General features: G+C 70.7%; 13 protein-coding genes. 9 read left to right on the top strand and 4 right to left on the bottom strand.

Features of this window, described 5'->3' with window-relative positions:
* The first annotated feature begins 73 nt into the window (after positions 1-73).
* Positions 74-2,599 carry a valine--tRNA ligase gene (gene valS / locus AB0C28_RS11930; protein ID WP_358073923.1) on the top strand — a complete coding sequence of 842 codons (2,526 nt, stop codon included), beginning with the start codon at positions 74-76 and terminating at the stop codon, positions 2,597-2,599.
* 45 nt (positions 2,600-2,644) lie between these two features.
* On the opposite strand, the gene AB0C28_RS11925 is transcribed toward valS, so the two are convergent.
* Both AB0C28_RS11925 and AB0C28_RS11920 read right to left on the bottom strand, forming a co-directional pair.
* Complete coding sequence (locus AB0C28_RS11925; RefSeq protein ID WP_357844079.1) at positions 2,645-3,160, bottom strand: winged helix-turn-helix domain-containing protein; 516 nt, start codon at positions 3,158-3,160, stop codon at positions 2,645-2,647.
* A 75-nt stretch (positions 3,161-3,235) separates the two neighbouring features.
* Entirely contained in the window at positions 3,236-5,383 is a 2,148-nt protein-coding gene (locus AB0C28_RS11920) for a DUF6351 family protein (RefSeq protein ID WP_358073920.1), read from the bottom strand.
* A 273-nt stretch (positions 5,384-5,656) separates the two neighbouring features.
* Here AB0C28_RS11920 and AB0C28_RS11915 point away from each other — a divergent pair, with 273 nt between their 5' ends.
* The 6 genes from AB0C28_RS11915 (at position 5,657) to AB0C28_RS11890 (ending at position 9,979) form a co-directional block, all read left to right on the top strand.
* On the top strand, positions 5,657-6,958 hold the full coding sequence (locus AB0C28_RS11915; RefSeq protein WP_358073917.1) for an AI-2E family transporter: 1,302 nt from the start codon (positions 5,657-5,659) through the stop codon (positions 6,956-6,958).
* A gap of 40 nt (positions 6,959-6,998) precedes the next feature.
* Positions 6,999-7,553 carry a PaaI family thioesterase gene (locus AB0C28_RS11910; protein WP_106234079.1) on the top strand — a complete coding sequence of 185 codons (555 nt, stop codon included), beginning with the start codon at positions 6,999-7,001 and terminating at the stop codon, positions 7,551-7,553.
* On the top strand, positions 7,550-7,990 hold the full coding sequence (gene dut / locus AB0C28_RS11905) for a dUTP diphosphatase (protein ID WP_357844092.1): 441 nt from the start codon (positions 7,550-7,552) through the stop codon (positions 7,988-7,990). Before AB0C28_RS11910 ends, dut begins: the two co-directional genes overlap by 4 nt.
* Before the next feature lie 259 nt (positions 7,991-8,249).
* The gene (locus tag AB0C28_RS11900) at positions 8,250-8,888 is read left to right on the top strand and encodes a DUF3710 domain-containing protein (protein WP_357844095.1); all 639 of its coding nucleotides are present in this window, start codon (positions 8,250-8,252) and stop codon (positions 8,886-8,888) included.
* Positions 8,889-8,916: 28 nt separating this feature from the next.
* On the top strand, positions 8,917-9,303 hold the full coding sequence (locus tag AB0C28_RS11895) for an OB-fold nucleic acid binding domain-containing protein (protein ID WP_043614113.1): 387 nt from the start codon (positions 8,917-8,919) through the stop codon (positions 9,301-9,303).
* Between the two features lie 4 nt (positions 9,304-9,307).
* Positions 9,308-9,979, top strand: a complete 672-nt coding sequence (locus AB0C28_RS11890; RefSeq protein WP_357844098.1) for a DUF3159 domain-containing protein — start codon at positions 9,308-9,310, stop codon at positions 9,977-9,979.
* Positions 9,980-10,039: 60 nt separating this feature from the next.
* Here AB0C28_RS11890 and AB0C28_RS11885 read toward each other — a convergent pair whose 3' ends face one another.
* Positions 10,040-11,785 (bottom strand): HAD hydrolase family protein, encoded by a 1,746-nt coding sequence (locus tag AB0C28_RS11885; protein ID WP_358073914.1) that lies wholly within the window; start codon positions 11,783-11,785, stop codon positions 10,040-10,042.
* 108 nt (positions 11,786-11,893) lie between these two features.
* Here AB0C28_RS11885 and aroA point away from each other — a divergent pair, with 108 nt between their 5' ends.
* Entirely contained in the window at positions 11,894-13,135 is a 1,242-nt protein-coding gene (gene aroA / locus AB0C28_RS11880; protein ID WP_358073911.1) for a 3-phosphoshikimate 1-carboxyvinyltransferase, read from the top strand.
* Positions 13,136-13,598: 463 nt separating this feature from the next.
* Here the strand turns inward: aroA and AB0C28_RS11875 are convergent, their stop codons facing one another.
* Complete coding sequence (locus AB0C28_RS11875; RefSeq protein WP_357844107.1) at positions 13,599-13,883, bottom strand: hypothetical protein; 285 nt, start codon at positions 13,881-13,883, stop codon at positions 13,599-13,601.
* A 385-nt stretch (positions 13,884-14,268) separates the two neighbouring features.
* Here AB0C28_RS11875 and AB0C28_RS11870 point away from each other — a divergent pair, with 385 nt between their 5' ends.
* The gene (locus AB0C28_RS11870; protein ID WP_357844110.1) at positions 14,269-14,934 is read left to right on the top strand and encodes a hypothetical protein; all 666 of its coding nucleotides are present in this window, start codon (positions 14,269-14,271) and stop codon (positions 14,932-14,934) included.
* Positions 14,935-14,986 lie beyond the last annotated feature (52 nt).

The following is a 14,986-nucleotide window of genomic DNA, read 5'->3' as shown; positions in this document are numbered from 1 at the left end:
TCTCCCTTCCCCTTTGTAACGAACACTAGTCTGTACCGCTTGCCGCGCTCGCGAAGCCGTACCATAAGGAGGCATGACTCAACAGCGACTACGCAGTCCCGCCATGCCCCAGAAGCCGACTCTCGACGGCCTGGAGCAGGTATGGGTAGCTCGCTGGGAAGAAGAGGGCACCTACCGCTTCGACCGGTCCAGGCCGCGCGAGCAGGTCTACTCCATCGACACGCCGCCGCCGACGGTCTCCGGTTCGCTGCACGTCGGTCACGTCTTCTCCTTCACCCACACCGACATCATGGCCCGCTACCAGCGGATGATCGGCAAAGCCGTCTTCTACCCCATCGGCTGGGACGACAACGGCCTGCCCACCGAGCGCCGTGTGCAAAACGTCTACGGCGTGCGCTGCGATCCCTCGCTGCCCTACGACCCCGGCTTCACCCCGCCGGAGAAACCCGGCAAGCGAGACATCTCCATCTCGCGGCGCAACTTCGTCGAGCTGTGCCAGCAGCTGACCGCCATCGACGAGCAGGCCTTCGAGGAGGTCTGGCGGCGGGTCGGGCTGTCGGTCGACTGGTCGCTGCTCTACACCACGATCAGCGACGAGTCGCGGGCGGTCTCCCAGCGCGCGTTCCTGCGCAACCTGCTGCGCGGCGAGGCCTACCTCGCCGAGGCGCCGACCCTCTGGGACGTCAGCTTCCGCACCGCCGTGGCCCAGGCCGAGCTGGAGGACCGCGAGTGGCCCGGCGCCTTCCACAAGATCTCCTTCTACGGTGAGAAGGGCCCGGTCTTCATCGAGACCACCAGGCCCGAGCTCATCCCCGCCTGCGTGGCGCTGGTCGCCCATCCCGACGACGAGCGCTACCAGGAGCTGTTCGGCACCTCGGTGCTGACGCCGCTGTTCGGGGTCGAGGTGCCGGTGCTGGCCCACCGCCTGGCCGAGCCCGACAAGGGCACCGGCATCGCGATGATCTGCACGTTCGGCGACATCACCGACGTCACCTGGTGGCGTGAGCTGCACCTGCCGACCCGGCCGGTCATCGGCTGGGACGGGCGGCTGCTGCCCGAGCCGCCCGACGGCGTGGAGGCGGAGCCGTACAAGGAGCTGGCCGGCAAGACCGTCCACAGCGCCCGCGAGCGCATCGTGGAGCTGCTGCGCGAGTCCGGTGACCTCGAAGGTGAGCCCCGGCCGGTGCAGCGCACGGTGAAATTTTACGAAAAGGGCGACAAGCCGCTTGAGATCGTCACCACCCGCCAGTGGTACATCCGCAACGGCGGGCGGGACGAGGAGCTGCGCAGGCGGCTGCTGGAGCGCGGGCGCGAGCTGACCTGGCACCCGCCGCACATGCGGGTCCGCTACGACAACTGGGTCGAAGGGCTCACCGGCGACTGGCTCATCTCCCGCCAGCGCTTCTTCGGCGTGCCGTTCCCGGTGTGGTATCCGATCGACGAGTCCGGGCAGCCCGTCCACGACGCGCCGATCCTGCCCACCGAGGACATGCTGCCCGTCGAGCCGTCCTCCGACGTGCCCCCCGGCTACACCGAGGAGCATCGCGGCGTGCCCGGCGGCTTCATGGCCGACCCCGACGTCATGGACACCTGGGCCACCTCGTCGCTGACCCCCCAGATCGCCGGCCGCTGGGGCAGCGACGACGACCTGTTCGGGCGGGTCTTCCCGGCCGACCTGCGGCCGCAGGCCCACGAGATCATCCGCACCTGGCTGTTCTCGACCGTGGTCAGGGCCCACTACGAGTTCGGCACGCTGCCGTGGAGCGACGTGGCCATCTCGGGGTGGATCCTCGACCCCGACCGCAAGAAGATGTCCAAGTCCAAGGGCAACGTGGTCACCCCGATCGACCTGCTGGAGCAGCACGGCTCCGACGCCGTGCGCTACTGGGCGGCCAACGGTCGCTACGGCGTCGACACCACCTTCGACACCGGGCAGCTCAAGGTCGGGCGGCGGCTGGCCATCAAGATCCTCAACGCGTCGAAGTTCGTGCTCGGGCTGGCCACCGAGGACACGGATGGCTCCGGCGCCGGCGAGGTCACCGAGGCGCTCGACCGGTCGATGCTGGCGGCGCTGGCCGACGTCGTCAAGGAGGCGACGGAGGCGTTCGAGGGCTACGACCACACCCGGGCGATCGAGGCGGTCGAACGTTTCTTCTGGGCGTTCTGCGACGACTACCTGGAGCTGGTCAAGGCGCGGGCGTACGAGTCAGGACCCGCCTCCGCCTCGGCTCACGCGGCGCTGCGGCAGGCCCTCGACGTGCTGCTGCGGCTGTTCGCGCCGTTCCTGCCGTTCGTGACGGAAGAGGTGTGGTCGTGGTGGCGCGACGGCTCCGTCCACCACGCCTCCTGGCCGGTCGCCGAACGCGGCACGGGCGACCCAGCGGTGCTGAGCGTGGCCTCCGAGGTGCTCGGGCAGGTGCGCAAGGCCAAGTCGGAGGCCAAGCAGTCGATGCGGGCCGAGGTCTCGCGGCTGACCGTGTGGGCGCCGGAGGCGGAGCTGGTGCGGCAGGCGCAGGACGATCTGTGCGCGGCGGGGAACGTCGAGGAGTTCGTCCTGGAGGAGGGTGAGGCGTTCAAGGTCGAGGTCCACCTGGACTGACCGGTGCGGCCGGGTCGATCGCCTCCGATCGGCCCGGCTCGCGCGTCAGAGCTCTTCTGCGCGATGTAAGGCCAGGAACAGCGTGTACGCCTGCCCGTCCGGCGCTGGGACGCGGGCGCGGAAGTCGTCCAGCACCTCGCGCAGCCGCCGGCGTAACTCGGTGTGCCCCTCGGGGGTGAGCCTGAGCGCCAGCCGGTCGACGTCGCCCTCCTCGACGTGCTCCGACAGCCTCGCCTCCGCCACGAAGGCGTCCAGGAGCTCGGTGTTCGCGCCCGTGACGCCGCCCTCGCGGACGTCCATCTCCCACGACTTGCCGGTGGCCCGGTAGGGGATCTCGGTGGAGCCGCGCGGGCCCGGGCGGCTCGGCCCGGCCACCAGGAAGCCGGTCTCGACCAGCTTGCGTACGTGGTGCAGGGTCGTGGCCGGGTTGGCGTCCAGCAGGCCGGCGATCTCCTTGTTCGTGAGTGCTCGGTCGAGGCAGAGCCGCAGGATGCGCAACCGTATGGAGGAGGCCAGCGCGCGGGCCTCTGCCTCGGTGGCGGGGCGGCGGTGGGTGCCCATGGCAGGTCACCCTATAACCGGTCGGCTCCTGCCGATCAGTGGCGAACGAGACTCCGCCGGCCTGCCGCGCTGTGTCTAGTAGTCGCACACCCCCGTCGGGAACATCTGCTTCAGGCGGGCCCGCTGGTCCGCCGTGGGCCGCCAGGAGCCGTACAGGCCGCGGGCGACGGCACGGTCGACCGGCTGCAGGCGGCACTTGTAGACGCCGCCCTCGATCGGGCCGCCCGCCACGATCCGCGTGGTCGAGTAGAGGGGGAAGCGCCGGGTGCAGGCGCCGGGGGAGCGGCGGTCGAGCACGCCGTCCCAGACGTGCGAGCCGGCCGCGATCTGGGTGCCGTCGGTGGCGAAGCAGCGGTCCACGGCCTGGGCCGGCTTGTTGCCTAGTACCCCGCGGCGCGGATGTTTCCTGATGTTGGCCATCCACTCGTCGATCACCCGCAGCGCCTCGGGCGTCTGGTCGAACGCCGGCCCGTCAGGGCGGGCGTCGGTGAACCAGATGATCTGGTTGCCCGCCCGGCCGTCGTGGTCCAGCATGCGCTTCCTGGAGGCGAACGACTGGTGCGCGTTGTGCATGTCGAGCCGGTCCTCCAGATAGTGGCGCCAGTCGATCACCGGAAGGTCGATGTCGCCGCGGAACACCAGGCCGCTGCGCTCCACGTTCCTGATCGCCACGGGGTCGCCGGTGCGCCTCGGGGCCGGGTCGCCGAGGTTCATGTTGCGGGCGCTCCACGGGTCGAGGTCGGCCGGGCAGGCGGAGCGGACGAACGGGCAACCCTCCTGCACCATGTCGGCTGACTCCTTCCACGAGCCCGCCGCGGCGTTGACGTCCAGGAACTCCTCCGGCGTGACGACGCCGTCCACGAGCGCCTTCAGCCCGTACTGGACGCCCACGTTGTCCCAGGTCGAGCGGGCGTAGCCGGTGGCGTCCACGCCGTAGACGTGCTTGAGGTCGTCCCAGTGGGTCCAGTGCACGGTGTCCTTGACGCCCGGCGGGTCCATCCGCTGCCACTCGGGGTCGTCGTTCGAGGTCCACAGCGGGTTCATGGACAGCGGGGTCAGGCCGCGCCAGCCGTTGACGCACTCGTCGGAGCCGGGCCGGCCGGTGTACGGGTTGGCCACGGTGTCGCTGGCGTTCATGCCGATCAGGGCCGTCCTGTCGTCCCACCTCGCCCAGCGTGGATCGCGGTCCATGTAGCGTTCGAGCAGCTCGCAGTCACCCACGTGGATGGTCTGGGTGACCATGTCCGGATAGGAGTACTGCGGGACGGCGGCGTCGATCACCCGCGTGCCGTGGTTCTGGGCGTACACGTACTGCTGGATCGCGCCGCCCGAGGCGCCGACGCCCACCGTGTAGAGCGGCGGGCCGTGCCGCTCGATGAAGCGCTCCTTGACCATCAGGGCCGTCTCGCCGCCCAGGATCAGGTTGTAGTGGGTGGAGGTACGGGTGCCGGACGAGTGCAGCACCGCGTACCCCTTGCCCAGCCCGTACGGGTCGAGGGCGGAGCCGCCCAGTGTGCCCTGGTCGTGGCCGATCGCGACGCCGCCGTCGAAGCGGTACATCGCCCGGCCGTTCCAGCCGTCCTCCAGCATCGCGATCGAGTAGATGAAGCGGTTGACGACGCCCCGCTCCCGCCTGACCACGAAGTCCACCGTCCGGCCGTCCAGCAGCGTGGTCGTCGCCAGGTCGGCGGGGCGTCCGTCCGGCATCGGCTTGTACGTGCCGTCCGTCGAGCGGTAGAGGCGGTCCTCCACCACGGGCGCGAAGCAGTCCCTGCTCCAGCCGCCGCTGACGCGCATGCCCTGGCCGTCCTGGTTGTCCACGACCGGCGGCCCCAGCCCGCTTCGTTCCGTCTTGCATAAGAACGGGTACTGGTGCGGGCCCGAGAAGACCGGCCCCTGGATCGGATGGTTGTGCACCCGCAGGCTGCGCAGGTGCGGCCAGGCCACCGCGGTGATCGTGTTGTCGCCGTCGCGCAGGCCCGTCACCAGGCCCGTCAGCCCGTCGCCCGTCTGCTTGAAGACCGAGGTGACGTCCTCGCCGTTCCGCAGCACCTTGAGTTTCGCGCCGCGAGTCTGGCGGACCCTGATCAGGGCGTCGCCGCCGGTGACCTGGTCGGCGGCACTGGAGAGCACGTCCAGCGCCGGCTCGGCGCCGGAGGCGTACGCGGGGGCGGGGGCGGCGAGGAGGGACGCCAGCACGGTGAGGACCACCACAGCCTTCATGGGCACGACGGTGTCACGCACCCCACCCCTTGCCCAGACCCGATCTCACCCGGACAAACCGATCCATGTGAACGGGAGCCGCGGGCGGACCGGCCGGGACCGAACCGCAGTCCCGCGTGGACCAGTCGGGACCGAACCGCCCGGACCGGAAGTCCCGCGCGGACCGGGAGTCCCTGGGCGGACCTGGCGGAACCGGGCCGCGCTGTTACGCTCTGAGCTGCCCGGCCCGTTATCCGCGCGCATCCGGCCCCCGGACATGCCAGTCTTGAACACGTGCTGCCCGACCCACCGACCAAGCTCGTGCCACCCGTCCTGGCCAGGACGGCCGCGTGGTGCGCATGCCTGATCCTCATCGGCGTGGTCGTCAACTACTTCGTCCAGGCCATCGCCGCCCTGTCCTTCGTGGCCCTGCCCGTGGCCATCGCGCTCCTGCTCACGGCCCTGCTGTTCCCGCTGACCAGAAGCCTGCGCGACACGGGCATGCGCCCCATCTACGCCACCTGGATCACCATGCTGGTGGCCCTGGCCGTGCTCACCGGCACGGGGTGGCTGGTCGGCGCGCGGGCCAGCGAAGAGTTCCCCAACCTGGTCAAACAGGTCCAGCAGACCGCGAGGACCGTGCAGGAGTGGCTGATCACCGGCCCGCTGCACCTCCGGGAAGCGCAGATCACCGACTACGTCGACGAGATCGCGGCCCTGGTCAACGCGCAGCGCACGGCCATCACCGGCACCGTGCTGTCCGCCGGCGCCGTGGCCGTCGAGGTGCTGGCGTCGATCGTGCTGCTCCTGTTCGTGACGTTCTTCCTGCTCAAGGACGGCGACCGGATCTGGTCGTGGTTCCTGCGGGCCTTCGGCGGGGTCGCGCCGCGCGTCGACAGGGCGGGCCGGGCCGCGTGGGCCACGCTCTCCCACTACGTCCAGGGCACCGTGGCGGTCGCCGCCGTGCACGGTGTGATCATGGGCATCGTGCTGGCCGGCATGGGGGTGCCGCTGTGGGCGCCGCTGGCCGTGCTGATCTTCTTCGCCAGCTTCATCCCCATCGTCGGCATCTTCTTCGCCGGCACGGTCGCGACCTTGGTCACGCTGGGCGCCAAGGGGCTCGTCTACGCGCTGATCTTCCTCGGCATCCTCGTCGTCGAGCAGCAGCTGGAAAACCACGTGCTGCAGCCGCTGATCGTCGGGCGGGCGCTCAACTTCCATCCGCTGGCGATCATCCTGGTGCTGGCCGTGGGCGGCATCCTGGCCGGCATCGCGGGCGCCGCCGTGGCCGTCCCGGTGGCGGCGGTGATCTACCGGGCGCTGCCCGAGCTGAGACACAAACCCCGCGCCCTGCTACCAGGCCCCGACGACCGCCCACCAGGCGGCCCCCCGCCTCCCGTTCCTCCCGACGACGGCCCGAGACCCTACGACGACGGCCCAGGGGCACACGACGCCGGCCCGGGGGCACACGACGCCGGCCCGGGGCCGCACGGCGGGGAACGCCCATGGCGCGACGACCACCGCCCGCCGCAGGGCGACGACGGCCCATCACGGGAGGAAGATCCACCGGCCCGCGACGCCGACAGGGCCTCGTAGTGGACGGACGGTGAGGCGACACGGAGTAACCTCGTCACCCGTGACGCGTTCCTCCCTCACCACCCCGCCGCCGGGCGCGAATCTGCCCGAGGCACAGCCCGGCGCGCCGTCGCCGGGCAGCACTCTGGTCTCCCACTACGACCAGTGCTTCGCCTGCGGCCCCGCGCACCCCACGGGGCTGCACCTGACGGCGCGGACCCCCGACGGCGCCACCGTCGAGGCGGAGTTCACCGTGGGCGAGGCGCACCAGGGCGCGCCCCGGCTGGCGCACGGCGGGGTGCTGGCCACCGCCATGGACGAAGTCATCGGAATGTCCGTCTACCTGCTGCACAAGCCCTATGTGACGGGACGGCTGGAGACCGACTACCTCCTCCCTGTTCCCGTGGGCACGACACTCCACCTGCGCGCCTGGTGCAACGGCATCGCGGGCAGAAAGGCGTACCTTGAGGCTGAGGGGCGCATCGGCGCTCCAGACGGACCGGTCGCCGTCCGCGCGGCAGCGCTGTTCATCGAGGTGAACATGGAACACTTCGCCAAGCACGCCGACCTGGCCGCCACCGCCGCCGACCATCAGGACTACGAGGTGAACCCTTGAGCGACGTAGAGGTCCTCATCCAGCGGCTCGATCCCGGGCTGCCGCCGCCGTCGTACGCCCATCCGGGAGACGCCGGCGCCGACCTCTGCTCGGCCGAGGACGTGGAGCTGATGCCGGGTGAGCGGGCCGTCGTCGGCACCGGGGTGGCGATCGCCCTGCCCGAGGGGTATGCCGCGTTCGTCCACCCGCGTTCCGGGCTGGCGGCACGACACGGCGTCACGCTGGTCAATGCCCCCGGCACGGTCGACGCCGGATACCGGGGCGAGATCAAGGTGACCGTGATCAACACCGACGCCAAGGAGCCGTTCAGCCTGCGGCGTGGGGACCGGGTGGCCCAGCTCGTGATCCAGCGGGTGGCACACGCGGCCTTCACCGAGACCGAGCGCCTGCCGCCGTCCGCGCGCGGCACGGGCGGCTTCGGCTCGACGGGACGCTGAGCCGAGGTGCCACGTCCGCTCCGGGTTCCGGGTTCGGCGGACACAGGCAGGGGAAGTGGTCGTACGCGCTTGAGGCCGAGGAATCGGCTGTACGGACATCAGACCGAGAACGGCGGCCGTACGGACATCAGGCCGAGTGACTGGTCATAGGGACATCAGACCGGGAAGCCGGTTGTACGGAACATCAGGCCGGGGACGCCGGCCGTACGGACAGAGGGCCGGGGAGCAGCCGGTCCGATGAGCAGGGAGAGTGAGGAACGTGTTCCGACGTCGTCGTCGTGAGCAGCCGGAGCAGGTGGGCGAGCAGGAGTCGGCCGCCCCCACGCGCGAGTCCGGCCCGTGGGACGCCGACGAGCCCCACCCGGAGACCGACAGGATCGACCTGGGCGGCCTCCGGCTGCCGCACAACGCGGACTTCGACGTGCGACTGGCCTCCGTGGGAGACCAGCACGTCGGCGTGGTCGTCCTGTACGAGGACAGCTCGCTGCAGCTGCAGGCCCTGGCCGCGCCGCGCAGCTCGGGCCTGTGGGACGAGATCAAGACGAAGATCCTGGCCCAGGCCAAGCACCTGGAGGAGCGGGAAGGGCCGTTCGGCAGCGAACTGGCCGGCGAGATGCGGACCGACGGCGAGACCCGGCCGGCCCGCTATCTCGGCATCGACGGCCCGCGCTGGTTCCTGCTGGCGGTGATCTCCGGCAAGGCGGCGGCCGACGAGAGCGTCGCTGAGGCGTACATCGACTTCATCAAGGATGTCGTGGTCGTGCGCGGGGACGAGCCGATGGCGCGTGAGGAGGCGATCCCGCTGCGCCGGCCCAACGAGCAGCCGGGCGGCGAGGGTGACGAGCGGCCGGCGCTCAACCCGTTCAAACGAGGACCTGAAATCAGCGAGATTCGCTGAGGGCTGATATCACATAGGCTGAACCATCATGAGTACGGCAGAGCCCCCGAAACGCGGGGGATTGCGTGGGTTCTTCAGTCGGCTGGCCACCAGCCAGTCCGAGATCGAGGCCCAGGAGCTGCGGGAGGACGCCGACGAGGTCGGCGCGACCCCGATCGTCTCGTGTGGCGGGCGCCGCCGCTTCTGCGTGGCGGGTACGCTACGTACGGTGACATTGCGCCCGAGGGGCGGCGCCCCGGCTCTGGAGGCCGAGCTCTACGACGGGTCCGACGTGATCGACCTGGTCTGGCTCGGCCGCCGCAAGATCGCCGGCATCGAGCCCGGCCGCACGGTCAAGGCCGAGGGCCTGGTCAGCATGCAGGACGGGCGCAAGGTGATGTTCAATCCGCGTTACGAGCTGCGCCCAGGGAGTTGATCAGGTGAGTGCTGAGGCTGAAGAGGTCGCCCACGACACCGTCGAGGCGGCGGTGCGAGCCCAGCTCGCCAAGGCCTTCGGCGGGGTGCGCGGCATCATCGAGGCGGCGGTCCCGACGATCGCCTTCACGTTGTCGTGGATCCTGTCCGAAGATCTGAAGCTGTCGCTCATCATCAGCATCACGCTGTCGGTGCTGCTGCTGCTCGTACGGATCATCCAGCGGTCTACGCCGCAGTTCGTGATCAACAGCCTGATCGGCATCGCGATCGGGGCATTTTTCGCGAGCCGTACGGGTGACGCGAAAGACTACTTCCTGCCCGGCATCCTGTGGAATGCCACGTACATGGTCGGCATGCTCATCTCGATCGTCGCCCGGTGGCCGGTCGTGGGGTTCCTGATCGGCTCGGTCACCGGTGACCCGACCGCCTGGCACAAGGACCAGGGCATCGTGCGGCTGTGCACGCGGCTGACCTGGCTGCTCATGCTGCCCTGCGCGGTGCGGGTGGCGGTGCAGGGGCCGGTCTACCTCTTCGGCGGCGGTGACGAGGCGGTGGCGGCGCTCGGGTTCGCCAAGATCGTCATGGGCTGGCCGCTCCAGGTGGCCGCGCTGGGCGCCATGCTCTGGGTGCTCGGCCGGGGCCGCACCCCGATCAAGCCTCCGGTCGCACCCGCCTGACACCATGCTCATGCTGCCTCTGCGGTCGCCGGCCGTTGTCCGACCGCCGGCGGCTGTGGATCAGCGGTCCTGGTGGTCGGGGTCGAAAGCTGTGGGTTCGGCCGGGAGGGTGTAGCGCGCGCCGATGAGGTCGGCGACGCGGCGGCGGCTTTCGCGCGGCTCCAGGCCGTCCGCCTCACGTTCCACCGCCGCCACCTCCTCCGCCAGCTCGGCGTCCCCCAGGCTCTCGCGGATCCACGCCGAGCAGTCGCGGCGCCGCAGATGATGCAGCCAGGTGTCGTCGTCCACCCCTTCGGCGAGTTCGACGAACGTGTGCAGGTTCCTGGCCCGCAGCCGCAGCCGGTTCTCGGGCCCGGTGAAGTAGAAGCTCTTGTCCTTGGCCATGGTGCCCGCCGCGTACTTGCGCCGGTGCCGGGTCCGCTCGGCGCGGGCGGGCGCGAGCGTGAGCCGCCGCGCGTGCCCGTCGGCGTCGTGCCAGAGCGCGATGTCGCCCGCCTGCTCGTCCTCCGGTGACGGGGGCAGCGAGGGGACGTCGCGGCCGCGGGCCGTGGCGAACGCGGCCAGGGTGTTCCGCGGCTCCTTGCCCACCGCGACCGTACTGGTCACCAGCCGGAGCGCGTCGGGGCTCAGCGCGTCGGGATGCACGGTGATCATCAGCAGCGCGCCGAGGTCGCCGGGATGCCGCAGCGGTACGTCGCGTACCTCGGCGGGCATCAGGTGGTGCGCCTCGTCGAGCACCAGCCAGTGCGGATGCCCCAGCTTGGCCCGCAGCCCGGTCAGGCGCGGGAGCAGCTCGGCGAAGTACGCCGGCCGGTCGCGCAGCTGCTGCCCGATCAGGTTGACGACGACGCTGTGACCGGGCTGCTCCAGCACGTGCAGCACCTCGTCCACACCGGGCACCCGGTCCGGGTCGCCGAGCACCGTGACGCCCGGATGCTCGGCATAGTCGCCCTCCGGGTCCACGATGACGCACTGGTAGCCGTCGCCGACGAGCCGTTCGAGCAGCGCCGTGGTGACCGTGGACTTGCCGCTCCCGGACGGCCCCGCCACCAGCAGCCCCATCCCGTACGTGGGCAGCCGCACCTCCTCGCCGTCCGCGTGCCCGAGCAGGACGTGGTGGCGCGGGAGCTCCATGGCGTCCAGGTCGCCGGCCAGCAGCCGGCCGGCCAGGTGGGCGACCCCGTGCCCGTCGGGTTCGTCGAGGGCGAGGTCGCAGGCGTCCTTGAGGGCGGGCAGGGCGTTGGCGACCGCGGCCCCGCACTCGGCGGCGGTCAGGAACGCGTGGTCGTTCTCGCCGTCGCCGACCGCGACCACGCTGTGCCGCGACACCGACAGCCGGTCGAGGGCGGCGATCAGGCCGCTGGCCTTGTTCACGCCCGGAGGCAGCACCATGACGGCGCCCTTGTTGTAGACGACCTGCAGCTCCAGGCCCAGCTCGCGGATCGCCCCCAGGACCTGGACGTCGTACGGCTCGCGGGTGGCGACCAGCACCTCACCGACCCCGAGCGGGTGCACGCCCTGCTCGCGCAGCCGGTCGGCCAGCTCGGCCGGCGGGGGAGCGGCCAGGACGTCGCGGGTGCGCTGGCGCGGGTCGTACAGCAGGCCGCCGTTCTCGGCCACGATCAGGTCGAACAGGGCGGGGTGCGGGAAGACGTTCAGCAGGTCGTCGAGCTGACGGCCGGTGACGAGCAGCAGCTTGAACCCGGCGCGGGACAGCCGTTCGAGCGGCTTGATCGTCTCCTCCGCGACCTGGCCGCCCTTCGCCAGGGTCTCGTCGTAGTCGCAGGCCAGCACGTTGTAGCGCATGATCCTGCCCCTACCCGGAGGAATCCGGGCATTCGGTCGTGGGGGTGAATGCGAGGCGAACTTTAACCGGCGGCAGCCCAGGAACGAGCGGGTCCTAGGCTTCTTGCCATGACCCTCATGCACGTTCCCGGCTCGAAGTCCGTCACCGCCCGTGCCCTGTTCCTCGCCGCCGTTGCGAGCGGCACGACCGTGCTGCGCCGGCCGCTGGTCTCCGACGACACGGAAGGTTTCGCGGAGGGCTTGATCGCGCTCGGCTACCGCGTGGAGCGCGGGCCGGAGGCGTGGACGATCGAGGGGCGCCCGGAGGGGCCGCCGGTGGCGGAGGGGGACGTGTTCTGCCGCGACGGCGCCACCACCGCGCGCTTCCTGCCCGCGCTCGTCGCGGCCGGCCGCGGCGTCTTCTGTTTCGACGCCTCCGCCCAGATGCGGCGGCGCCCGCTCGGGCCGCTCACGCGGGCGCTGCGCGAGCTCGGGGTGGACCTGACGCACGAGGGCGAGGAGGGGCACCATCCGCTGACCGTGCGGGCCGACGGGATCAAGGGCGGCCGGATCACGCTGGACGCCGGGCTGTCGTCGCAGTTCCTGACCGCGCTGCTGCTCGTCGGGCCGCTCACCGCCGAGGGGCTGGAGATCACGGTGACCGATCTGGTGTCGGCACCGTACGTGGAGATCACCCTGGCCATGATGCGCAGCTTCGGGGTCGAGGTGCGGTGGGAGGGCGAGACGTTCCGCGTGCCCGCGCGGCCGTACACCGCCGTGTCCGGCTACGCGATCGAGCCGGACGCCTCCACCGCGAGCTACCCGCTCGCCGCCGCCGCGCTCACCGGCAACAGCGTCACCATCCAGGGGCTGGGCTCCGGCGCGATGCAGGGCGACGTACGCTTCGCCGAGGTCCTGCGGCAGATGGGCGCGGACGTCGACCTGTCGCACGACGCGGTGACGGTCACCGGTACGGGCACGTTGCGGGGAGTGACGGTCAACATGCGCGACATCTCCGACACCGTCCCGACGCTGGCCGCCATCGCCCCGTTCGCCGACGGCCCCGTACGAATCGAGGACGTGCACAACATCAGGGTCAAGGAGTGCGACCGGCTGGAGGCGTGCGCCGAGAACCTGCGCCGCCTCGGCATCGAGGTGAGCACGGGCCGCGACTGGATCGAGATCCAGCCCGGCACGCCTCGGCCGGCCGAGATCGCCTGCCACGGCGACCACCGCATCGCGATGTCGTTCGCCGTGGCGGGACTGCGCACCCCGGGGATCACCCTGGACGACCCAGGGTGCGTGAAGAAGACCTTCCCCGGCTTCCACGAGGCCCTGGCGGGGCTGCGGGCTGAGTGGGGCCTGCGGTAGCGAGCTCCGGTCGGAGTGGGACTGCGGTGAGGAGTCTCGAACTGAGTGGAGCTGTGGTGAAGCCCCCGGCTGGAGTGGGGGTTGTGGTGAAAGGTCCCGAGCTGAGCGGGGGTCGCGGTAAGGCCCCTCGGGCGGCGGGCGGAGTGCGGCGGGCGGCGGTAAAGAGCTCTGGGGCTGGGCGTTGCCGTCCTGAGCCGGTCGCACGGGTAGGACGGCTGGTGAACGGTCACTTCAGCTCAGATCGAGGCACCACCATGTTGAGAAGCGCCTTCGCCGCCTTCGCCATGACCGCCGCCGCCCTCCTGCTGGCCGCGGTCCCCGCGATCGTCGGCGACAGCCGCAGGGGCCTGCGGGTCTGACCTGACCGGACGCCGGGTTGGCGTGCTGGGCCACGGCGCCTCGTCCTCGCGTCGGTCGGCGGGCCGGTGCTTTCCAGTTCCTTCCCCTGATCCCCCTTGCCTGGTCATTGTTCGTCGTCCTGGACGAGGGTGCTCCACATCTTCAGTGCTTCGGCCGTCTTGACCCAGTTGGTCTCCGTGACCACGACCTCCTTGCCCCTCCGGTCGGTCCGGCGGATGTGCATCAGGCCGCCCGCGGCGCACAGCTCGTACACCACCGGCTCCGCCTCGCATGTGTGGGCCTTGACCCGCACCGAGGGATGCCTGGCCGTGACGGGATACCAGACGATCTTCTCGGAGCCCCGCTCCGGCGGTTCGGCGTGTAGTCCGTGGTACTCCTCAATGGCCAAGCCGACCTCCAAGGTCGTTCGTGCTGCGGGCACGGAGATGCCGCAGGGCGTGGCGGGACGGCGGTCGGCAGGGGGGAGGGGCGCCCGGCTGTGGGCACCGCTCCGCCGACCGCTGGGAAGCGGGGATGCGGTGAAGTGATGGGTGATTCGTGGTCGATCAGCGACGCAGCGTCACATGGGAATACTAGACGTTGTCGATTGCACACGTCTACTAGTTGTATCTGCTTGTATAAACGGTAGACACGACAGAGAGGACGCGGGTCGGGCCGTGAATACTTCGCTCGCAGTACAAAATCAATGCATCTGCTGCGTGATGCCGTCATATACCCCTACGGGGCATGCTGGAGGTTCGTCCGGACGTCCGGTTGAAGGGGTTGAACGCGCGATGCTGCTCATCGAGGTTTTCGTGCCCAGGAACGCGCTGAGCGAGGACGAACGCCAGGCGCTGGGCCGCGGGCTCATCGACAGGCTGATGGTCGAGGACGACAGCCACGCCATCGAGATCATCGACGCCCAGCGCACGATCACGCAGGTGCTCCTGCACGAGCCGGCCACGTGGGTGCTCGGCGAGCGGCCGGCGGCGGACCCAGCGGACCCGCCGCGCTACGTGGTCCGCGTGACCGTTCCCGCGTCGTGGCGCAAGGACATGTGCGAGCACGTCGTGCGCGTCGTCACCGAGGCCCTCGGTGAGACCGAACGGGCCGCGGGGCGCGACCCGGACCGGGTGCGGCGCCAACCGCACGCGATCATCCTCACGGAGGGCGTCACCGAGGGCGGCATCGGGATCTACGGCCGGTCCATGAGCAGCCTGGACCTCACGGAGCTGGTCTCACGCCCCTACCGTGACGGCGCCGCGCTGCGTGCCCCCGTGCCGGAGCAGCCGCCCGGCAGGGTGATCGACCCGATCTGCGGCATGGGCGTCGAGCTCGGCGACTCCGCCCTGACGCTCGTCCACGAGGGCACCGTGTACGGGTTCTGCCACGGCCTGTGCCGCCGGGTCTTCGCGAACGAGCACGGCCTGTCGCTCGGCAAGGACGACCCGCACGCCTGAGGCCGGGCTCCATGACGGCGGGGCGGTCATACCCACGGCATAAACAGATACT

The sequence above is a fragment of the Nonomuraea sp. NPDC048892 genome (genome assembly GCF_040649735.1).
GTDB lineage: Bacteria > Actinomycetota > Actinomycetes > Streptosporangiales > Streptosporangiaceae > Nonomuraea > Nonomuraea maheshkhaliensis.
The sequence above is the reverse complement of the archived record's forward strand: the minus strand, read 5'-3'. Positions and strand labels throughout refer to the sequence as shown.

Bases quoted from the DNA above. Each gene is read 5' to 3' on its own strand.
- valS (WP_358073923.1), top strand. From the start codon at position 74: ATGACTCAACAGCGACTACGCAGTCCCGCCATGCCCCAGAAGCCGACT.
- AB0C28_RS11925 (WP_357844079.1), bottom strand. From the start codon at position 3,160: ATGGGCACCCACCGCCGCCCCGCCACCGAGGCAGAGGCCCGCGCGCTG.
- AB0C28_RS11920 (WP_358073920.1), bottom strand. From the start codon at position 5,383: ATGAAGGCTGTGGTGGTCCTCACCGTGCTGGCGTCCCTCCTCGCCGCC.
- AB0C28_RS11895 (WP_043614113.1), top strand. From the start codon at position 8,917: ATGAGTACGGCAGAGCCCCCGAAACGCGGGGGATTGCGTGGGTTCTTC.
- AB0C28_RS11885 (WP_358073914.1), bottom strand. From the start codon at position 11,785: ATGCGCTACAACGTGCTGGCCTGCGACTACGACGAGACCCTGGCGAAG.
- aroA (WP_358073911.1), top strand. From the start codon at position 11,894: ATGACCCTCATGCACGTTCCCGGCTCGAAGTCCGTCACCGCCCGTGCC.
- AB0C28_RS11870 (WP_357844110.1), top strand. From the start codon at position 14,269: ATGCTGCTCATCGAGGTTTTCGTGCCCAGGAACGCGCTGAGCGAGGAC.